Genomic DNA, 25,500 nt, shown 5'->3' on the forward strand with positions numbered 1-25,500 from the left:
ATGAAGCGAACGCGAAATGTTTGTAATAAAACGATTCTGACCGCCGAAAGAAGTACTGCAACCCTCTTCCGGTATTCATTTTATCAAGACCATCCATCCACCGTTTATAGATCCATGCACATGTTTGAACGTTGTGTAAGCCGCCTTGGGGCAGGCATTTTTAGTTTTGCAGCCTTTACCATGCTGTTGGTTTCTCCACAAGGGCTTTCGGCTCAGGAACAAACACTTCAAGATGCAGGAGGAGATCCTATATCAAAAATGGAGATGGCTAAACCACTTATTTTTGAGGATTTAGTGGTTCCGGAGCCTATGTTTTCAAATGTGAAAGATGGGGTCTCGGAGGTGGCAGACACGCCAAACGCTGTTCAGAATGTGCTATTCACCAATGTGACGGGCTTTGTTTATAATGATTATAACAGCAACGGGGTAAAAGATACCTATGATATCGGGGTGCCTGGTGTCTTGGTCTCGGCCTATGGGAGTAATGGGGCGCTTATTACCTCTACCACCACGAATGCAAGTGGTTCATATTCTTTGTCGGTTTCGAGCGGGACACAAGTTCGGATTGAGTTTACCCAGATACCCACAGGGTCTTATCCTACCAATGCAGGTAGTGGAAATGGAACAACGATACAGTTTGCCACCGCACCTGCTTCGAATGTGAACTTGGGGATTAACTATCCGGCAGATTACTGCGAGAATAATCCAAAGATGGCCACGCCCTTTTACGTAAATGGTAATCCGTTAGGGGGTGGTACTGCGGCAAGCTCAAATGCCTTCTGGACGTATAACTATTCTGATAGTGATTTCAGTTCGCCGACAGCCACAACCACCGCCAACAAAATTGGCGCTACTTGGGGGGTGGCCTATCAACGCGAATCGAAAAAACTTTTTGCGAGCGCCTTTATTAAGCGGCATGCTGGTCTTGGGCCTCTCGGGACGGATGGGATCTACCTGATAGATTATTCTACTTCCACGCCCACTGTTTCTAATTACATTGATTTAGGTACGCTCGGTTTTGGTGCAGGCAATGATCCGCATACTGGCTTGCCAGCCAATAAAATTGATGCCAATTCAGACACAGGTGCTTTTGATGCAGTTGGTAAAGTGGGTTTAGGGGATATTGACCTTTCGGAAGATGGTAGCAAATTATATGTCATGAATTTGTTCACCCGCTCTTTGCTAAAAGTAAATATTGGTAGCCCAGCAAAAGCTGGAAGTGCGGTAACCGCTTCCGATATTTCAAGTTATCCTGTTCCAAACCCTGGTTGCACGGGTGGTGATTACCGTCCATTTGCAACCAAGGCTTATAGAGGGAAAGTTTATATCGGTATTGTGTGCAATGCTCAATCTTCTCAGGATGCCAATAACCTTCGAGCATTGGTTTATGAGTTTAATGAGTCCACCAGTTCCTTCAATACTACCCCAGTCTTTACCTCCGGTTTAAACTTTAACAGGGGCACTGCCATTACCAGTTACTCTGCGAATTGGCGTCCATGGATCACGACTTTCCCCAATATCAACGATACATTTGTTATCGCATATCCGCAGCCCATTCTCAGTGATATTGAATTTGATGTTGATGGTGCGATGATTCTTGGTTTTACCGATAGGTTTGGCCATCAATCGGGTCGGGCAAACATTAATCCTGTAACGAATCAATTATTTAGTGGTGGGCAAGCCGGAGACATGTACCGGGCAGCGAAATCCGGATCTTCTTGGGTACTGGAAAACAACGGTACATCGGGAAGTTTTAGCTCCGGTGGTGCTGGAAATGGACAAGGTCCAGGTGGCGGTGAGTTTTTCTGGGCTGATGATCAGTACGAACATGACCAGCAATTTCAGGGAGGTCTCGCCGTGCGCCCTGGATCGGGTGAAATCATTAGTGTTTCAGAAGACCCGATCAACGGTTCTTATTGGGCGGGTGGTGTTATTTATAGTAGAAACAATACGGGCGCCTTTGTACGTGGAAACGTATTATATAAAGATTCTAATGATGTGAGTGGTTTTGGTAAGGCAGTTGGCCTCGGTGATGTTGAATTGCTTTGCTCGCCTGCCCCACTCGAAATCGGGAACCGCGTGTGGTTAGATACTGACTCAGATGGGATTCAAGACGCAGGTGAAGGGGGCATTTCGGGTGTAACGGTGCGTCTGTTCAAGAGTGGTAGCCAAGTGGCAACCACAACTACCGATACCAAAGGGGAATACTACTTTAATAATGGAAACGTAACAGGCGGGCTTTTGCCAAATATGGCATATGAAATTCGCTTAGACAAAACCCAGACGGCTGTTACATCCTATTCTCTTTCAAATGCGAATGTTGGTACGAACGATGCAATAGACAGCGATGCCACAATGAGTGGCAATAACGCCATAATAGCACTCACGACGGGTGGTTATGGGGTTACCAATCATACCTATGATTTTGGCTTTAATGCTGGCCCACCTCCTCCTGATGGTTGGGCATATGTTTGTACGGACGATAAAAATGTGGGGCTATATGGTAGAGGGGTCAATGGCGCAACCCTTCCACAAACGATTTCGATTCCAAATAGTGGTGCTGTATTTCAGGTGGTGGCCGAGGTGGTGTATAAAGGTTCTAATCCAGGCGCCACCACAACGTTTAAAGATGCTTCCGGAACAGCATATTCTGCAAATCGAATTACTCCTCCAGGTACTAGTTCGGATGTATGGGTTTATCGTGCGGTGCTTCCAGGAACCGCATCAGTTCGCTATGACAACACCAGTGCCCAATCCAGCCTCCAATCTTTTGTCGTATATCCGTTCTATATGGGAACGGGTGATGGTAAATCCACCACAGGTAAATTTACGACCCTAAGTGGCTACAATGATATTCAAACCTTGACCCTCAATATTCCAACCGATGCAGGTAGTCGGGATTTGAAAGTGACCGTTCCAATTTCAGAATTGACAAATGATGGGCGTGCCCTCAAGGTGACGGCAACGGCTGGTGGCGTGAGTAACTCAGTCATTATCCGTGGGCCAGATACCAGTTTGGGGAATTGCTGTTTGGCCATGCCAATGGTGACGCTCACCAATGTTCCGGCAACGGCCACTTCTGTCACAATCACGATAGATACACGCAATGGCCAGGTGGTTTCGGGTGTAGATGGCCAGTCTTATGTGATTGCAGGAGCCTTGGAAGCGGAAGTGAATTGTGCCAAAGCCAAAATAGGGGATTATGTTTGGGAAGACCGTAACCGTAACGGTCAACAGGATACAGGAGAACCTGGTATTCCCAATGTGCAGGTTAAGTTGTTGGATCCTTCAAACAATACCCTCAGCACTACGACGACCGATGGCAGTGGGATGTACATGTTTGGCAACTTACAGGCTGGGACTTATAAAGTGATGTTTACAACTCCTTCTGGATATGTTCCGACCCTTAAAGATCAGGGTTCTGATACCAGTGACAGCGATAACGATCCAACCACAGGTATGACAGGAACTTATACATTGGTAGCTGGCCAAGAAAATAAAACGGTGGATGCTGGATTCTATAAAGTTGCAGATCTTGAGTTAGTAAAAGTAGTGGATAATGCCAATCCTGTAACGGGTGGAACCGTTAACTTTACGATTTCTGTAACGAACAAAGGACCTGCCCAAGCCACAGGCGTAGAGGTGAAAGATTTGTTACCAACGAACTTGGTTTACCAAAGTGCCACTGCCAGCCAAGGCTCTTATACAAATGGAACGGGTATCTGGACGGTTGGAACGCTTAATGTGAACCAGACGGCTACCCTGCAAATCCGTGCAACAGCCAATGGGACGGCTAAGAACTGTGCTGAAGTCACAAAGGCTAATGAGTTTGATTCCGATTCAACGCCAAACAATTACAACAATGGAACCGGGCCGAACGAAGACGACGATGATTGTAAAGACGTTGGCCCTGTAAATAAGATTGACCTTGAACTTACCAAAGCCGTAAGTGCAACCTCTGCAAATATTGGCCAAAATGTTACTTGGACGGTCACGTTGGTTAATAAAGGCCCCAATGCCGCAACGGGTGTTACGGTAAGGGAAAATGTACCTGCCGGAACCACTTTCGTAAGTGCAACCCCTTCTCGAGGTTCTTACAACCAATCAACTGGAATTTGGACGGTGGGCAATGTGGCTGTAAATGAGACACTCACGTTGGCGCTTGTTACCACTATTCAGCAAACGGGTAGTATTATAAATTATGCAGAAGTCAATGCCGCAAATGAAATGGATGTGGATTCTACACCGGGGAATGGTTCTACAAATGAAGATGATGATGACACCAAGTCTTTGAATGGAACCGGAAAGATTGATCTTGAACTGACAAAGACGGTAAATAACTCTACGCCGAATTTTAATGATAATGTCACGTTTACGGTGACCGTTCGGAATGTCGGCCAAATTGCCGCAACAGGGGTTGAGGTAAGTGATGTGTTACCCGCAGGGCTTCAGTATGTGAGTGCGACGGCTTCTCAAGGATCCTATGTTAATGCAAGCGGTATTTGGACGATCGGTGGAATGGCGGTTAATGCAAGCGTAAACCTGCAAATTGTGGCGAAGGTCGTCACGACCAATCAGGTGACCAATTATGCCCAGGTTTCGAAGGCCAACGAGATGGATGTGGATTCTACGCCGGGTAATAATTCCACGAATGAAGATGACGATGACCAAGTTACTCTTGGGCCGAAGTCGCTGATTGATTTGGAATTGACAAAACTGACCAATAAGACCACCGCTAATGTAGGAGATACCGTTGAATTTACAGTGTCGGTAGTGAATAAGGGGCCCAATACTGCCACAGGCGTTGCTTTAGAAGACCTTCTCCCGAATGGTATGTCGTTCAGTGCTGCTACGCCAAGCCAAGGGAGTTATAATAATGCAACAGGTCTTTGGACGGTAGGGACATTGAATGTCAATGCAACTGCTACCTTGCTGATTCGCACCATAGCCAATGCAACCGCAAAGAACTGTGCACAAGTAAAAGCCGCAGATCAGACCGATGTGGACTCGACACCGAACAACTTTAACAGTGTGACCGAGACACCAAACGAAGATGATGACGATTGTAAGAGTGTAACCGTAGCACCCAAGATTGATTTGGAATTGACCAAAACCGTAAATAATGCAAGTCCGGTTGCGGGAAATAACGTCACCTTTACCATTACCGTTACCAACAAAGGGCCGAGTGCTGCTACGGGTGTAAATGTGAAAGACCTACTTCCGAATGGTCTTACCTTTGTATCTGCTACTCCAAGCGTCGGTAATTATAACAGTGCTACGGGTGTTTGGTCTATTGGCAATGTAGCCGTAAATGCAACCCCCACCCTTGCGATCACGGCGACGGCAACCGGAAATCCTTCTATGGCCACCAACTGTGCCGAGGTGAGCAGTGCCACCGAAGTTGATGCCGACTCTACGCCAAACAATGCTTCTGCAACCCATGAAGACGATGATGCCTGTGCCAAAGTCACTACTTCACCGCAGCGCATTGATCTGGAATTAACAAAAACGGTTAACAATGCCAACCCGACAATTGGTGGAACGGTCTCCTTCACCTTGACGGTTATCAATAAAGGACCCCAAAATGCCACGGGTGTTGCGATAGATGACGTGTTGCCAGGTGGGTTCCAATATGTTTCTAATAGCGGTGGATATAACCCAACGACTGGTTTGTGGACGGTAGGGAACTTGAATGTGAATCAAACCGCCACGCTTACGATTACCGGAACCGCAACGGGTACGCCCAATACGGTTCGTAATTGTGCAGAAGTGGGTACCGCTGATCAATTGGATACGGATTCTACGCCGCGAAACAATGTCCAAACCGAGGATGACTATGCCTGTGCGCAATTTACCGTACAACCAAGAATTGATCTGGAAGTAAATAAGGTGGCCAATACCAACAGTGTTCCTGTAGGTGGAGAAGCCAGCTTTACCATTACTGTGGTGAATAAAGGGCCAAGTGAGGCGACGGGGGTTGTGCTTAAAGACTTGTTGCCTGCGACCGCCACGTTTGTGGGCGCCTCGGCGAGCCAAGGAAGTTATGTAAATGCCAGCGGGTTATGGACGGTGGGCAACCTGGCAATAAATGGTTCTGCTACCTTACTGCTCACGGCTAAAATCAACAGTACCACCAATAACTGTGTGGAAGTGAATGCGGCGAATCAAACCGATATAGACTCTACACCCAATAACAACTCTACGACGGAAGATGATGATGCCTGTGCAACCATTTCCACGACGCCCGTTATTGACCTTGAATTAACGAAAACCGCCAGTACTACCACACCTGTAATTGGCCAAAATGTGACGTTTACAATTTCGGTTGTAAACAAAGGGCCGAGCAATGCAACAGGAGTGACTGTCAGTGACCTTTTACCAACTGGCTTACAATTTGTATCGGCAAATCCTGCGGCGGCATATAATGCTGCGACGGGCGCTTGGACCATTGGTAATGTGGCAGTAAATCAGACGGTGACGCTCCAGATTGTGGCAAAGCCAACAACTACAGAACAAGTTCGGAATTATGCGCAAGTAGCAACGGCGAATGAAACCGATATAGACTCGACACCGGGCAATAATTCCAATACCGAAGACGACGACGATGCGGTGGTGCTTTCTACAAGACCACAAATTGATCTGGAACTGACCAAGACAGTAAACACCACCAGTCCGCAATTGGGCGGCACGGTCACCTTCACCCTTTCGGTAGTGAACAAAGGCCCTGCTCCGGCAACAAATGTGACGGTTTCGGATCAGTTGCCAGCCGGACTGACCTTTGTGTCGGCAAGCGGTGTAAATGGATCATACAACAATACGACGGGTATTTGGAGTATTGGCAATATTGCTGTGAATCAAGTGGTAAGCCTGCAAATTACCGCAACCGTAAATAGTACGAATCCGATCACGAACTATGCCCAGGTTAATTTTGCAACCGAAACCGATATAGATTCCACTCCTGGAAACAACTCCACAACAGAAGACGACGACGATCAGGTTACCATACAAGGAGCAGCAAAAATTGACCTTGAACTGACCAAAACAGTCAATACTACTGCGCCCAATATCAACGACAATGTGACCTTCACCGTTACAGTCGTGAACAAAGGGCCGAACAATGGTACTGGTATAGAAGTTCGTGATGCCTTGCCAGCCGGATTGCAGTTTGTCTCTTCTTCTGCAACACAAGGCAGCTATGTGGCTTCTACCGGAATTTGGACTATCGGAAACCTTGCCATCAATCAAACAGTGCAGCTACAAATTGTGGCTAAAGTTACCACAACCAATACGGTTATCAATTATGCGCAGGTGAATAAAGCCAATGAGCAAGATATTGATTCCACGCCGGGCAACAATTCTACGACAGAGGATGATGACGATCAGGTGATCCTTTCTGGAAAGCCGGTGATTGACCTTGAATTGACCAAATCTGTTAATACAACTACACCTGCCATCAATGGTGATGTAACCTATACGATAACGGTTGTCAATAAAGGGCCAAGCAATGCGACAGGTGTGACGGTTTCGGATCTTCTGGCTTTGGGTCAGACCTTTAAATCTGCGACAGCAACACAGGGCGGCTATACAAGCGCAACAGGTTCTTGGAATATTGGAAACCTCGCCGTAGGTCAGTCTGTTCGATTAGATATTGTAACAACGGTCACCACAACGGATCCACTCCGGAACTATGCGCAAGTTGCAACAGCGAATGAAACAGATATTGATTCCACACCGGGCAATAATTCCAATACCGAAGACGACGACGATGCTGTGTTGATTCAGGCCGCAAAGAAGATAGACCTCGAGTTGACAAAATCTGTAAACAACAATGCGCCGATAGTGGGTCAAAATGTGATTTTCACGCTTTCACTTATCAATAAAGGTCCCAGTGGCGCGACAGGTGTGGCAGTAAAAGATGCCTTGCCAGCGGGATTAGCCTTTGTTTCGGCAAGTCCATCTGTTGGTTCATTTGACAATGGAAGTGGTATCTGGACAGTAGGCAACCTTGCGAATGGACAAGCGGTGACTCTTCAGATTACAGCTACGGTAAATACGAGAGACCTCGTGACCAACTACACCCAAGTGAGTGCGGCCAATGAACCTGATGTGGACTCTACGCCGAACAATAATTCCACAACCGAAGATGATGATGATCAGGTTAGTTTACAAGGAACGCCTCGTATAGACCTTGAGTTGACCAAAACGGTGGACAACAATAAGCCAGCAATTAACTCGAATGTCACCTTTACCATAACGGTGGTGAATAAAGGTCCAAATAATGGTACCGGAATAGAAGTTAAAGACGTATTGCCAACAGGTCTTCAATATGTTTCCTCTTCTTCGACACAAGGAGGGTTTAATCCTACATCGGGCATTTGGACGGTCGGTAATTTAGCCGTCAATCAGTCAGTCGAGTTAACTTTGGTGGCGAAAATGACGACTGCAAACACGGTGGTTAATTATGCCCAAATAAACAAAGCCAATGAAACCGATGTGGATTCTACGCCGGGTAATAATTCGACAACAGAGGATGATGACGATCAGGTAACGCTTACTGGCGAGGCGAGAATTGACTTAAGCCTTACGAAAGTCGTAAACAATTCGGCACCTGTTGCGGGTACATCAGTGACCTTTACGGTGACCGTTCGCAATGACGGGCCTTCCCCAGCAACGGGTGTGAACGTAAAAGACCTTTTACCCGCTGGTCTCACCTATCAAAACTTTACAACGGCTTCGGGAAGTTACAACAACGCAACAGGAATCTGGAGTGTGGGTAACTTGGCGGTGAATACCACTGCCAGCCTGCAAATTACTGCGTTGGCTACGGGTACTCCGGCAACGGTTGATAACTGTGCGGAGGTAAGTGCCGCAGGTCAAACGGATGTGGATTCCACACCCGGCAATGCCGCGAACGTAAAAGAAGATGACGATGCGTGTGCAAAGGTAACCACCTCGCCACAACGCATTGACCTTGAACTCACGAAAGTGGTGAACAATGCAACACCTGTTGTTGGAGAAAATGTGACCTTTACTGTAACGGTTCAAAACAAAGGGCCACAAAATGCCACTAATGTTCAGGTTTCGGATTTTCTCCCGAATGGAATGGAGTATGTGTCGTCCAGCAGTTCGGTGGGTGGCTACAATGCTGCGACGGGTTCGTGGGTCATTGGCAACTTGGCGGTAAATCAATCGGTCGCCCTTCAAATAGTGGCGAAAGCCAATGGGACTGCTACCAATTGTGCGGAGGTATCCCGTGCTTCTGAAATGGATGTTGACTCGCAACCGGGTAATAATTCTACAAATGAAGACGACGATGAATGTCGGACAGTAACTGTGCAGCCACGTATTGATTTGGAATTGACCAAGGTGGTGGATAACAATATCCCCAAGGTGGGTGAGAATGTCACCTTTACGATTCGTGTCGTAAATCGTGGCCCAAGCAATGCGACCGGTGTGGCCGTTAAAGACTTGTTGCCTACGGGCTTAATATATGTTTCCAATACGCCGAGTGCCGGTACTTATGTGCCTGCCACTGGCATTTGGACTATCGGTAATATGCCCGTAAATGCAGCGGAAAACCTGTTAATTACTGCTAACGTTGCAGCCGCTGGGCAGATTGTCAACTATGCGCAAGTGAGTGCGGCCAACGAAACCGATATAGATTCCACACCAAATAATAACTCCACAACCGAAGACGACGATGACCAAGTGGTGATTTCAGGACAGCCGATTGTGGATTTGGAATTGCAAAAAACGGCCAGCAAGCAAGAAGTTTTGGTGGGCGAAAATGTGGTCTTTACTATTCGTGTTGCGAATACTAGTGCTTATTCCGCTACCAATGTTAAAGTGGTAGATGTTTTACCTTCTGGCTTTACCTTTGTTAGTGCAAGTGACCCTGCATTTGATGCCGCCACTAAACAATGGACTGTTGGAACTTTGGCAGCAGGTGCTAGCAAAACATTAAATCTAACGGTCACGGCAAATCAGGCCATTGCGATGACGAACTGTGCCGAGATCAGTAACCAAAGTGAAGCTGATCTTGACTCTACGCCTTCAAATGGGGTGAGTACAGAAGATGATTATGGATGTGCCCAAGTGAATGTAAAACCGCGTACCGCAAGCTTAGACATTACCAAGGCGGTGGATAAAGTGGTTGCGAATGTGGGTGAAACCGTGATTTATAGCATTACAGTGCGGAATAACGGCGATCAGACACTCCCCGAATTGACGGTAAATGACACGCAAGCATTGCAACTGAACACCCCCCAATATACCCTATCGGGTGATGCTACCGGAAGTGGGGCATGGACGGGAACGCTCAAAATTACGCCTTTAGGTGGTTTGGCTCCCAATGAAGTTGTGACGGTTCGCATCTCAGGTACGGTCCCAACTTCGTTGTTGGGAAGCAACTTCCGTAATACGGCAACGGTGTCTGCTCCAAATGTGGATCCAAAGACCTCGAACGAAGTTGAGACACGTGTTCCGGTGGCAAACCTGACCATTAATAAGCAAGTGGACAAGACCGCAGCCTCTCCAGGTGACCCACTTTCCTACACCCTTACGGTAACAAATGTAGGGGATGCGCCAGCCACCAGTATTCTGGTTAATGATGGTGCGGCGGTAACAAACCTTACCAACCCAACCTATACGGTAACGGGTGGAACTCCTGCAAGTGGTAATTGGACCGGTTCGTTGACTATTACACCAGGTGGAATAGGCTTGGCGAAAAATCAATCCATTATCATCCGTATTAATGGAACGGTTCCTGCTACTGCTACCCCAGGCACAGTTTTGGTAAATAGCGCTTCGGTTGCTTCACCGCAAGATCCGAATGGAACAACCCCTTCAAATCCTGTGCAGACAGTAATTGGAGGTGCCGATTTGGTGGTTGCGAAAGATGTGGACAAAACCGCTGCCCAGGCGGGAGACCAATTGCTATATCGGATTACGATTACCAACAAAGGAACGGCAACGGCCAGTAATGTGGTACTTCAGGATGCGGTGCCATTAGCTTCTCCAAAATATGCGATTGGTGCGGACTTTTTGTATGCCACAGGTGGTACGGCCTGGCCTTCGAGCAATAGCCTTACGTTGCCTAACTCTATTGCACCGAATACAACCGTAACCGTCTTTATTCGCGGTATCATCCCAACTAATACACCTTCTGGTGCTGTTGTGCAAAATATTGCGCAGGCTTCCTCACCCAATGATCCAGATGGGCCAGCAGTGAGTCCGCCAGTCCAAACGGTGATTAATGCCGCTGATCTTGCAGTGACGAAAACCGTAAACAAAACTGCCGCACAACCCGGAGACTTTATTGCTTACACCATCACCATTACAAACAATGGAAATGGCGATGCAAAAACCATCTTGGTGAGTGACGCAGGCGCAATGGCCTTACAGAATCCGACTTATACCGCAGTCAATGCGGCTCCCACTGGACCTGCTGCGTGGACAGGTCAATTGACCTTTACACCGGTAAATCCTCTTAAGAAAGGGGAAAGTATCACGGTCTATATTTCGGGAACGGTTCCTGCCAGTACCGCTCCGGGAACCATTATCCCCAATACGGCACAAGTAAGCTCGCCGGAAGACCCAACGAGTCCAGTAACATCTACACCTGTTCAAACCGTGATTGGAGCAGCAGATTTGGTGGTCACCAAAGAGGTGAGTCAAACAGCGGCGCAACCGGGCGATCAACTTATGTATAAGATCGTGGTGAAAAATCAAGGAACGGCTACCGCTACCAACGTATCCGTTACCGATGCCGTACCGCTTTCCACACCGAAGTATGCAATTGGTGCAGACTTTAACTATGCTACGGCTGGAACGGCGTGGCCGGGAACGATCACCCTTCCGACAGCATTGGCTCCGAATGCAACGGCTACGATCTATATTCGTGGTTTGGTTCCGGCAGTACCGCCTGGATCAGTTTTGCAAAACATTGCGCAGGCCTCTTCACCCAATGATCCTAATGGTTCCGAAAAGTCTAATCCTGTGCAAACGGTCATTAACGCCGCAGATTTGGTGGTGGATAAAACCGTAAATAAAAATGCAGCGAATGCGGGAGATGTCTTAACCTATACCATTACAATCAGGAATAACGGAAATGCGACAGCCAATACCATTACGCTGAATGATGCTGGAGCACTCGCATTGCAAAATCCAACGTTTACGGTAACGGGTGGCGTCCCAGCGAGTGGTACCTTTACTGGAACCATCAACCTTATTCCAACAGGTGGTCTGGTTCCAAACGAAGTGATGACAGTGTTGATCACTGGAACAATTCCAACAACAACTGCTCCGGGAACGGTTATTCCAAACGTAGCACAAGTAAGCTCGCCCGAAGACCCAACCAGTCCGGTGCAATCCCCAGAAGTCCAAACGGTCATTGGGGCAGCAGACCTTACGGTAAACAAAACCGTTGACAAAGCAAACGCACAGGTTGGTGATCAATTAACCTATACCCTTACCGTCACCAATAATGGTACTGCAAATGCGAAAACGGTTTTGGTGGATGATCCGCAAGTGGTTGCTTCGTTGCAAAACGTAACTTATACCGTAACAGGTGGAACGCCAACTTCTGGAACATGGACGGGCAGCCTGAACATCACCCCAACAGGTGATTTGGTTCCGGGCGAGAGCATGACCATAGTTATCAAAGGAACGATTCCGGCTACGACTACACCAGGTACCGTCATTCCGAATACCGCGCAAGTCTCGTCGCCGCAAGACCCGACCAGTCCAAACCAATCGCCGACTGTTCAAACGGTTGTCGGTGGTGCGAACTTGAGTGTGAATAAGACGGTAAACAAAACCGCCGCTCAAGTAGGAGACCAATTGGTTTATACAATTACGGTGACGAATAACGGAACCTCGTCCGCAAATACGGTGACGCTCGATGATCCGGGTGTATTGGCACTCAGCAATCCAACTTATACTGTTAATGGTGGAACACCTGCTGCGGGTGCATGGCCCACTTCTGGTTCGTTGGTTATCACGCCGACAGGTGGATTGGTGGCTGGCGAAAGCATGACAATTACGATTGTTGGTATTATTCCGGCGACAACAGCGCCTGGAACAAGTATCAAAAACACGGCACAAGTTTCCTCCCCACAAGATCCGGGCGATCCGAAGAAGTCTCCGACGGTGGAGACCATTATTGGTGTCGCGGATTTGGTGATTGATAAGAAGGTGGACAAAGCCGCCGCCCAAGCAGGTGACATCCTAACCTATACGCTCACGATTACCAATAATGGTGTCGCGGCTGCTGCATCGGTGAAAGTGGATGACGCACAAGCGGCTTCCGAATTACAAAACGTGTCTTATACCGTAAATGGTGGAACACCTGCCTCCGGCACTTGGACTGGAAGTCTGACCGTTACACCAACGGGCGGGTTGGTTCCGGGCGAGAGTATGACGGTGGTGATAACCGGAACAATTCCTGCAAATACGACCGCTGGAAAGGTGATATCGAATACGGCGCAAGCCTCGTCGCCGCAAGACCCAACCAGTCCTGTAACCAGCCCGGAGGTCAATACCGTTGTTGGTGGTGCCGATCTTGTCATTGTGAAAGCGGTGAATAAATCGGTTGCACAAGCCGGAGACCAATTGATCTATACGATTACGGTAACAAACAATGGAACCGCTGCCGCAAATTCGGTAAAAGTGGATGATGCTCAAGCAACTTCGGCGCTTCAAAATCCAACCTTTACCCTTACAGGCGGCATACCCGCAAGTGGAGTATGGACGGGAAGTCTGAACATTACGCCAACAGGTGGCCTTGTATCGGGCGAGAGCATGACATTGGTGATTACGGGCAATCTTCCTTCCAACGTTCCTGCTGGGACTTCCATTCCAAACTCGGCACAAGTTTCTTCTCCGCAAGACCCGAAAGGAACCAAAACCTCGCCAACCGTTACGACGGTAATTGGTGCGGCAGACCTTACGGTATTTAAAGAGGTGAGCAAAACCGCCGCTCAAGCCGGAGACGAACTGCTCTACAAGATTACGGTTACGAACAAAGGAACCGCTACCGCAACAGGTATAACCCTGACCGATGCACTACCATTGACTACTGCTAGGTATAATGTGGGAGCAGACTTTGCTTATGCAACGGGTGGAACGGCATGGCCAACTAATAATACGGTTAGCCTCTCGAACTTAGCACCCAATGCGGCTGTTACGGTCTTTGTGCGCGGGCTGATCCCAACGAATACGCCAGCTGGCTCCGTCATCCCGAATACCGCACAGGCTTCCTCGCCTACAGATCCATCGAATCCAAACCCATCCAATACGGTAACAACGGTGATTGGTGCGGCGGACTTGGTGGTGCAAAAATCGGTGGATAAATCGGCGGCACAATCCGGTGACCAATTGCGCTATGTGATTACCGTAACCAATACCGGAACGGCAACTGCTACGAGTGTCCAATTGACCGATAACCTCTCGATTGGTTCTGCACGATACAATGTGGGGGCGGACTTGAGCTACCCAGCAGGTGGCACGGCGTGGCCCACAACCAATACCATAGGTTTGGGGAATTTGGCCGCTGGAGCCAGTACAACGGTTTATGTTCGTGGTCTGATTCCGGCTGTTCCTGCTGGAAGTGTGATTGAAAACATCGCACAAGCGTCATCGCCCAATGATCCGACAGGGCCAGCGCAATCTCCCGTTGTGAAAACGGTGATTAATGCTGCAGACCTTACAGTTACGAAAGCCGTTGATAGATCTGCTGCACAAGCGGGTGATCGGTTAACCTATACGCTGACCATTACCAACAACGGAAATGCCCCAGCAAATACCGTTCGTTTGGAAGACTCGGTACTGCTGACGAACCCAACCTTTACGGTAACGGGTGGAACCCCAGCGAGTGGGAATTATACTGGAATCATCAACCTGATTCCGACAGGTGGCTTGGTGCAGAACGAGAGCATGACTGTCACGATTACAGGACTTATTCCAACGAATACCCCCATCGGAACGGTTATCAATAACGTTGCACAAGTGTCTTCGCCTGAAGACCCAACGGCTCCGGTTAAGTCGCCAAATGTGCAAACGGTTATTGGCGCGGCAGACTTGGTGGTAGCCAAAACGGTAAATAAAACTGCTGCTGCTACTGGGGATATGATCCTTTATGTGGTGACGGTTTCCAACCAAGGTACCGCAACCGCTAATAATGTGGTGGTAAACGATGATGTGCCGTTGACGAATCCGAAATACAATATAGGGGCTGATTTTGCATATGCAACCGCCGGAACCACTTGGCCGAGCAATGCAAGTATTACGTTGCCCACCTCTCTTTCACCGGGCGCTTCGGCTACCATCTATATTCGTGGACGTATTCCGAATGTAGTACCGGGCGCGATTTTAGAGAACATCGCACAAGCATCCTCGCCGAACGATCCGACGAGTCCCGCACAATCGCCCAAGGTCCAAACGGTGGTTAATGCAGCAGACTTGGCCGTGAATAAAACGGTGAATAAAGTGGCAGCCAATGTGGGTGAGGAATTGGTTTATACCCTTACCATCACCAACAATGGAAATGCGACGGCCAATACCATCACCCTGAACGATCCGGTCTCCATTAGTAACCCAACGTTTACGGCAAGTGGTGCAACGCCCGCAAGTGGAAACTGGACAGGTTCAACTGTATTTACGCCAACGGGCGGCTTGGCTTCTGGAGCCTCGATGACGGTTACGATTCGCGGAACGATTGCTGCCAATACGCCTATCGGAACCGTAATCAACAATACCGCTCAGGTGACCTCGCCGCAAGACCCAACAAGCCCTGTCAATTCTCCGACGGTTCAGACGGTCGTTGGTGGTGGAAACTTGCGCATCACGAAGGCGGTGGATAAGACGGCGGCTCAAGCGGGTGATCAGTTGACCTATACGATTAACGTAACCAATAACGGAACAGGTGTTGTTAATACCCTGACGATAGATGATACCAATGCACTTGCCCTAACCAATCCGACCTATGCCCTGATCGGCGGAACGCCAACATCGGGAGCTTGGACAGGTTCTTTGGTGGTGACACCAACGGCTGGTTTGGTATCGAACGAAACCCTGACCTTGACCATCACCGGAACCATTCCTTCAGGTGCAGCGGCTGGAACGATCTTACAAAACATTGCACAGGTGTCCTCGCCACAAGACCCAACAGGGCCAAAACAGTCTGCACCAGTACAAACGGTTGTGGGTGCGGCTCAACTCAGCATTGTGAAAGACGTGGACAAAACAGCGGTACAAGTAGGGGATGAGGTGATGTATCGGGTGACGGTTACGAATAAAGGGACGGCCACGGCCACTTCGGTGACACTTGCAGATGCTGTTCCGTTGACTAATCCGAAGTACAACCTGAATGCGGACTTTAATTATGCAACAACTGGAACGGCTTGGCCAGCGAGCAACATCCTGACCATACCTGCCTTGGCTCCAAATGCTGCTACAACGGTCTTTATTCGCGGCCTTGTGCCCTCGAACATACCGTCGGGTTCGGTTTTGGAAAACGTTGCTACTGTTTCTTCACCACAAGATCCAAATGGTCAGCAGGCCTCGGCGCCAGTTAGATCGGTTGTGAACGCGGCAGATTTGGTGATTACGAAAACAGCAGACAAAGCCACTGCGGCGGCTGGTCAAAGCCTGACCTATACCTTGACCGTTAAGAACAACGGAAATGCAACGGCCAATACCGTAACCGTTGACGATGGGCCAGCCTTGGCGCTCCAAAATCCGACCTATACGGTAAATGGTGGAACGCCTACAAGTGGTGCTTGGACGGGTTCTGTAGTTATCACGCCAACTGCTGGCCTGGTTTCTGGCGAGAGCATGACCATCACCATTACCGGAACGATTCCATCTAATACGACGGCTGGTACCGTGATCAACAACGTAGCACAGGCTTCTTCTCCGCAAGACCCGACGAGCCCGGTTCAGTCGCCAAACGTACAAACCGTTATTGGTGGTGCGAATTTGGTGATTGTGAAAGATGTAAATAAATCTTCTGCACAAGCGGGTGATGAATTACTCTATCGAATAACGGTTACCAATCAAGGCAGTGTAACAGCGACTAATGTGGTGGTGAATGATGCCTTGTTGCTAACAAATGCTCGTTATAATGTTAATTCGGACTTTGTGTATCCGACTGCCGGAACCGCCTGGCCTGCCGGTAATAGCATTAATATCCCTAATCTGGCGGCCAATGGCTCTGTAACCATCTTTATTCGTGGGTTGATTCCAAGCCTGCCTTCGGGATCGGTACTGAACAACGTGGCAACGGTCTCCTCGCCGAACGATCCGACGGGGCCAAAACAATCCAATATCGTGCAAACCATTTTGGGTGGTGCCGACATTGCACTGTCTAAATTGGTTGATAAATCAAGCGCTAAAGTGGGTGACCAACTCAGCTATACCTTGATTGTGCGGAATAATGGTACGTCGCGTGCTAATACAATCAACCTGACCGATAACATCGGGCTGACAAATACATCGTACCGTATTAACAATGGCGCTGTCGTATCGCCTTGGCCAGGAACGTTGAATATGACCTCTGCTTCGGTTAGTGCCATGCCGCTCGATCCGAACCAAGAAATCCGCATTGTAATTTCGGGTATTATTCCAACTGGTCTTGAAAACACGGTATTGAACAATGTAGCAGTGGCCTCTTCTCCAGAAGATCCGACTTCTCCGGTCACTTCAAATACGGTCTCGACAGCTATTGTCTCGGAAAATCCCGCTTTGGCTGTTACCAAAAGGGTGACCAATATCACAACGGCTTCCAATAGCAATAGTGTGACTTTCCAAATTCAGGTAGTGAATACTGGAAATACGGACTTGACCAACTTGAATGTAACCGACGACCTGGTGAATACTTTCATTAACACCGCCAGACCTATCGCGGGTGATTATAGTAGCATTTCAGGTGGAACGGTTCAATTTACGGCAGGTACAGGAACCTTTAATCCATCATATAATGGGAAGAATAGCGGTTCGGTAAATCTACTTGCTCCAGGGGCATCCTTACCAAAAGGGGCTACTGCAACCATTACCTTTACAGTGAACGGAGTGGTTCCTGCTTCGAGCGCGGATTACACGAATACCACGAATGTGGATGGAACAGCACCAACCGGGCAAAAAGTGGTAGGTGTTGCTTCAACAACCTTTGGATTTGGTGTACCGCTGATAAACGTGTTTAAGACTGTGGCAGGCGCACCAATTCAAAAGGCTGATGGCTCGATGGATGTAAAATATCGGATTACGGTAACAAACCCGGGAACTGTTCGGGTGACCAATGTCCGTCTTACCGACCGTCTTATCCCAGATGTTTTCCCAGCTACTTTCACTGTTACGGTACCTGGAAAACCCGCAATCGTTGGATCTGCAGGGACCTTTAACTTGACCCCCAATGTCTTGTATGACGGAAATGTAAATCCAGATGTCTTACTGCAAAATCCAAGCAATTATTTGGATCCAAATGCAAGTGTTACATTTGAGTTTACGACCAATATACAAACCAACGGAAGTACCAATGTTGGGCCTTTTACCAACAAAGCCTGTGCGGAAGCCAGTGGTAGCAGCCTCGGTGCAAATGCCTGTGGTAGTGCTGATCCCGTATCATTGGTCCGTTTCGCGTCCGATATTGCGGTTGAAAAAACCGTAGATAAAGCCGTTGCAAATGTAGGAGACAAAGTAACTTTTACCATTGTTGCCAAAAACCTTGGACCAAACAATGCTACGGGTGTTGTACTGACGGACTTGTTGCCGAGCGGCCTCTCCCTTTCGGCGGCCTCTGCGTCTTCCGGAACCTACAATTCGGGTAATGGGCAATGGGCAATTGGAGACCTCGTGGTTGGAGAAAGTAAGGTGCTGACGATTGTGGCCAATGTGGCTACTTCAGGTAGCTTCGTCAATACGGCAACCCGTACTGCGTCATCTCCAACTGATCCGAACGCATCGAATGATGTTTCTCGTGCAACTGTTTGTGCAGGAACAGGATGTGGTGGTCAATTTGCGGATGTTGGCATTACAAAAGGCGTCTCTGACTTGAGTCCTTCCGTAGGAAGCAAGGTGATTTTTACCATTGACCTGTATAACCGAGGTCCTTTCGATGCGACCAATGTGGTGGTGAGCGATCCATTACCTGCTGGACTGACCTTTGTAAGCGCAACAAAAGGTGCATACAATGCTGGGATTCGTACTTGGTCTTATACTCAGCCATTTATAGGTGCAGGAGAAACCAAGCGTTTCTTCATTGAAGCCCAGGTGGATGCGGCAGGAACCTTAACAAACGTTGTGAACATCACCTCGTTAGATCAAACAGATCCAGTAACCTCTAATAACAGTGACTTCGCCATCGTAAACCCACAAGGTCCGGTTGCAGATATTGAGGTTCTGAAAAGTGCAGACAAAGCAGCGGTTAACCTCGGAGAAAACGTAACCTTCACCATCTTGGTCACCAACAATGGGCCGACTGCCGCAACGAATGTCTCCGTGAGTGATAAGTTGCCTGGTAGCATGACGTTCATATCGGCCAGCCCAAGTGCAGGCACGTACAATGCTGCAACGGGTGTATGGACGATTGGAAACCTCGCGGTGAATCAGACCGTGAACCTGAAAATCGTTGGGAATGCGACACAAAATGGGACTACAACCAATGTTGCTACACGGCTTTCCTCGTCACCGACGGATCCTGTGAACGCAAACGACCAATCAGAAGCGACTGTTTGTGCTGGCCCTTCTTGTTCTGCTCAGGTAGCAGATGTAGCGGTGGATAAAGAAGTGGTCAGTGGAACCATTACACCGGAGGTAGGTGCATCGGTATTGTACAACATTGTGGTTAAAAATAATGGGCCATTTGATGCCACAAATGTGGTGCTGAACGATGTGATTCCCGCTGGCCTGACCTATAAAGCCGCTACGGGCGGTACGTATAACAATGCAAACCGCACATGGGCTATAACAATACCCTTGCTTAAGAATGGTGAAAGTAAGACGTATCGAATTGAAGTTCGCGTAGATCAAGTCGGCGAGATCATTAACTCGGTCCGGGTCATCGGGCTGGATCAAACCGATCCTGTACGTTCCAATAATGAGGATTCGGCAACCATCAACCCCAATACGCCACAAGCGGATATTAAGGTTGAAAAGTATGTAAGCAAGACCGTTGCGAATGTGGGCGAAAATGTGACCTTTACGGTTGCTGTCACCAACAATGGTCCTCAAGCTGCGACCGGAGTGAAAGTGGGTGATACCCTACCAACGGGTCTAACGTTGGTTCAATCCTCGGCGACTCAAGGAACTTATGCAGGTGGTGTTTGGGATGTGGGCGCATTGGCCGTAGGCGAAAGCCGCGTATTGACGGTGGTTGCAAATGTTTCTGCAAATGGCAACTTTACCAACACGGCTATCCGTTCGGCATCCTCTCCTGCGGATCCAAACCCGTCTAACGATAGCTCGTCCGCAAAAGTATGCGCGGGTTCTGGCTGTGCCGTGAACTTTGCAGACGTTGGCGTTCGTAAATCGGTAAATAATCCGATTCCGAATGTGGGCGAAAATGTGACCTTCACGATTGAAGTTTATAATAATGGGCCGTCTGATGCAACCGATGTAAAAGTAAATGATGTTATTCCAACCGGATTAACATACCGCACGGCTACGGGAGGGGCATTCGATAACGCTGGAACACCTAAATGGGCAGTAACCATTCCACTACTTAAAGTGGGCGAACGGGTGTTCTACAATATTGTAATGACGGCAAACAGCACGGCGACCATTTCCAATACAGCCGTGATTGAACGCCTTGATCAAACCGACCCAGTGGGTGGTAATAATGCCTTTACCGTCACCCTCAACCCGGTTGAGGCTGCAGATGTTCGCCTCACCAAATCGGCCAATAAAGTGGTGACCCAGGTTGGTGAACAAGTAACCTTTACGGTTACCGTAACCAATGATGGACCTAATACGGCCACCAATGTCCGTGTTCAGGATTTTGTACCTGCTGGTTTGACAGTTACGGGTGTATCTACGACTAAAGGGACTTGGGCCGCTCCCGAATGGAATGTTGGTTCGCTGACACGAAATGAAAGCGCCACTTTACAAATGGTGGTGACGGTTACAGCCAATGGTCGCTACGAAAACATTGCACAAGTTTCGGCGATGAACCAACGTGATCCAGACTCGACGCCGGGCAACTCAAATCCGGACGAAGATGATCAGGCTTCGGCCACCATTTGTGCTGGAACAGGCTGTGGAACCACCCAATTTACCGATTTGGCTGTGACCAAGGTGGTAGATAAAGTGGCGAATGCCGTTGGGGATGTCGTGACGTTTACGGTAACTGTTCGTAACAATGGCCCTGCTCCTGCTACTGGGGTTGTATTAACCGATCAATTACCTGCAAATTATAATGTTACCTTGGCTACGCCGAGTCGGGGGACGATTACCGGAACAGGTGTTGCCCGTACATGGAGTATTGGCAATATGGCCGTAGGAGAAGCGGTTGTTATGCAGATCGTTGGGATTCCGACAAGTGATGGCATCTTCCCGAACACGGTTACGGTTCGTGGCGATCAATCCGATCTATTGGAATACAACAACGAAGCCCGTGCAACCTTCTGTGCTGGAACTGCTTGTGGTACGGTTCAGAATGCGGATTTGCAAATCTTTAAAGTGGTGGATAAACTGGCTCCGCAAGTGGGTGAAAATGTTCGCTTTACGATAACTGCCTCCAATGATGGCCCAGCTAATGCAACGGGGGTTCGGGTAACGGATATTTTGCCTGCTGGATTACAGTTCGTGTCGGCTTCGAATGTGAGCTATAACCCAGCCAATAACGATAATATCTGGGATGTAGGGAATTTGCAAGCCGGACAAAAAGTCCAGATGGAAATTGTGGCAAAAGTACTGGATCTCACGGGAACCATTACCAACACTGCTTCCATTACAGGTAACCAAACTGATCCGGTTCCTTCAAATAATGAGGCTTCGGCAGTGATCTCCAGTCAGGCGGTTGTGGACCTGCTCTTGGACAAAACCGTGGACCGTGAAACGCCTTCTGTGGGTGAAAATGTTACCTTTACTATTGTTGTTTCAAATGCCAGTACCCGACAAGCAACAGGTGTTAAAGTAACCGACTTATTGCCAACAGGGGTAAGCTATGTCTCGCAATCCCTAACAGCGGGTACATACGACAAAAACACAGGTCTCTGGACGGTTGGTACGTTGAATCCGGGACAATCACAAACCTTGAGTTTGACTGTTAAGGTAGAAAGCGCTCAATCGGTCATTAACTTTGCATTGGTGAGTGGCTTAGACCAAATAGATCCTACACCCGCCAGTGATTTTGCACGGATTACGCCGATTCAGTCGGTTGATATTGCCATTGAAAAGACTGTAGATGTTGCTTCTCCAAAGGTCGGGGATACGGTTAAGTTTACCGTCTCTGCAACCAACCTGAGTGCTGTCACCGCCACCAATGTCCGTGTAAGTGATGCCTTGCCAAATGGCCTTACCCTCACGAATGTATCTTCGACGAAAGGGACTTTCGACCCGGTAACGGGAATTTGGAATGTAGGAACACTCCAGCCTGGTGCAGCCAATAAAGGCCAATTGGTGATTACAGCATTGGTGAATACCTCTGAACGCATTGCCAATATTGCAACCCTCGTTGGGGTAGATCAAACAGATACCAATCCTGCAAATAACCAAGCAATTGCCGTAATTGCTCCTGGAGTCTCGGCAGACTTGCAGATTCAAAAGTCGGTCAGTAAAGACAAGCCTGGACTGAACGAGACCATAACGTTTACGCTAACCGTTCGAAACCTCGGTCCTGGAACTGCGACAAACCTTCTGGTATCGGATGTACTGCCTTCCAGCAGCGACTTACAGTATATCTCATCCAGTCCAGCGGGTGTATATAATAGTGCGACCAATACCGTTACTTGGACCGTTCCGACGTTGGCTGCAAATGCACCGCCACTTACCTACACCATCACCGCGAAAACGCTTTTGGGTGGTTCAAAAACCAACGTAGCGACGGTTCGTGGGGATCAGACGGATCCAAATCCAAACAATAACTCGGATAATGTTTCTATCTGTGTGGATTGTCCGGCGGATCAAGTGGATATTGCTGTAACAAAATCGGCAGATAAATTGGAGCCGAAGTTTGGGGAAGTGGTTCGCTTTACGATTACAGCACGCAACAATAGCACAACTGCAGCAACAGGCGTGGTGTTGGAAGACATCTTGCCAGCAGGCCTAAATCTTGTTCCGGTATCGAACCCGGATGTGACGGCGGTTGGGACGTTGGTAAAATGGAATGTGGGTTCACTTACTGCTAACCAGACGAAATCGTTGACATTAGATGTACAGGTAAATACCTATTCCGTATCTACGAATATTGTTACATTGACCAAAGTAAATCAGCAAGACACAAATCCGGATAACAACACAGCGTATGTTACGGTGGTCCCGAAGGTGGATCCATCTAATGGTGTTGATCTCTTTATGCAGAAGTTTGTCTCAGGTGCAAACCGCGTAAACAAAGGTGACAATGTAACCTTCAAGTTGGTTGTAACGAATGTGGGTTCGGTTGATGCCACCAATGTGACGGTGGATGATGTCCTTCCGGCAACAGGCGTTCAGTTGGTCTCTGCAAATCCAGCATCCAGTTTCAATAGCACAACTGGAATTTGGAATGCAGGAACGCTGAAGGCTGGTGATAGTCAAACGCTCGAAATTACGGTAAAAGCCAATGAAGCGGGATGTTATGCGAATGTTGCTAAGGTATTTGGCTCTACACCCGCAGATAGCAACCTGTCTAATAATGGGGCTGTTGCACAGTTCTGCGCTGGTGCACCTATCCCAGTAGCCGATCTTGAGCTGTCAAAAACCGTGAATAACCCAACGCCAAAAGTAGGAGATACGGTTGAGTTTGAGATTACCCTTTCGAACCGTGGGCCAGCACCTGCTACCGGAATTGAAGTATCTGATGTGCTCCCGGCGAATATTACGTTTATAAGCGCTACACCGGAAACAGGGGCATACAATACGGCTACCCATGTTTGGTCGTTAGGTCAATTACTGAGTGGTCAGGCCAAGAAACTGAAAGTCACTGCTACGGTGACAAACGCTACGCCGGATATCAACTTTGTGGCTGTAACCAAGTTGAACGAACAAGACCCTACGCCAGCCAAGGCCCAAGTAACCGTAACGCCGCTTAGTGGGACCCGTGCTGCCGATGTTCAAATTACCAAGATTGACCAAAATGACCCCGTTAAACCTGGTGACGACTTGGTCTATACGATCTCGGTGGTTAATGCCGGGCCAGATACTGCCGATAACGTGGAAATCTCGGATATCTTGCCGAATGGTCTTACGTTCCAAAGCGTGGACGTGTACCCAACTTCAGGGTGGACAGTGAATACAAGTCAGGCAAATACGGCCGCACGCCGAATTGCTGCGACAACGGCAACCATGCCTGCTGGCTCGGTCGCTACCTTCGTTGTAAGAACCAAAGTGAATTCGAATGTAACCGTTGGAACCGAACTTGAAAACCTTGCTTCGGTAACCACTACTACACCAGATCCAAAGGCAGACAACAACAGCGACAAAACAACAACAACGGTTTCCGACAAACCATTGGAACAAGCCGCCGATCTGCAAATCCAAAAAGTAGATCAGTCGGATCCGGTGAAGCCAGGAAGCATATTGACCTATACGCTGCAACTTACGAATGCAGGTCCGGCAACGGCACAAAATGTCTTGTTGACGGATGTATTACCCAGCAATACCACCTTTGCCTCGGTACAAGTCAATCCGCCAACTGGATGGTCTATCTCGGCTCCGCCTGTAGGTGGAACGGGTAGTGTGGTACTGTCTAACCCAACGTTACAAATGGGCTTTGCCACCGTTACCATCTCGGTCAATGTGGCTTCAAACCTTGCGGATGGGACGCTTTTATACAACACGGCAACCATTAGTGGAAGTTTACCGGATCCGAACAAAGACAATAACACATCAACGGCCACCACTTTGGTGCGCCAAGAGTCTCCAGTCTTTGCTGCAGATCTTCGGGTAACCAAGTTTGATTTGGTTGATCCAGTGAAAGCAGGTGAAACTCTCACTTATACGATAACAGTTACCAATGCTGGACCTGCTACGGCAACCGATGTCGTATTGGTGGATGCGCTACCTGCCTTTATGACCTTCCAAAACCTGAGTGGTGTTCCAAGCAACTGGAATGTAACAACACCCAGCATTGGACAAGGTGGCAATATTCGTCTTACCGCTTCTAACTTCCCGGTAGGTTCATTTACCTTCACCATAGGGACCAAAGTGGATCAAACGGTTCCGGATAATGCGCTTTTGACGAATGTTTCGGCTGTTTCGGCTTCGAGTTTCGACCCGAATCCGGATAACAATACCGATACTGAAACTACCTTGATTAAGAACGGACAAGTATCTGACCTCAGCATTCTGAAGGTGGCTTCGGCGACA

General features: G+C 48.5%; 1 protein-coding gene (cut by a window edge). It reads left to right on the forward strand.

Annotated elements, in window-relative coordinates; translation table 11 throughout:
• Positions 1 to 25,500, forward strand: the 5' portion of a protein-coding gene (locus tag JNN12_11365; GenBank protein MBL7978928.1) for a DUF11 domain-containing protein. The gene runs 6,195 nt beyond the window's last position; only the first 25,500 of its 31,695 coding nucleotides appear in the window; its start codon is at positions 1 to 3; its stop codon lies beyond the right edge, outside the window.

It is taken from the genome of Bacteroidetes Order II. bacterium (assembly GCA_016788705.1).
Classification (GTDB): domain Bacteria; phylum Bacteroidota; class Rhodothermia; order Rhodothermales; family UBA2364; genus UBA2364.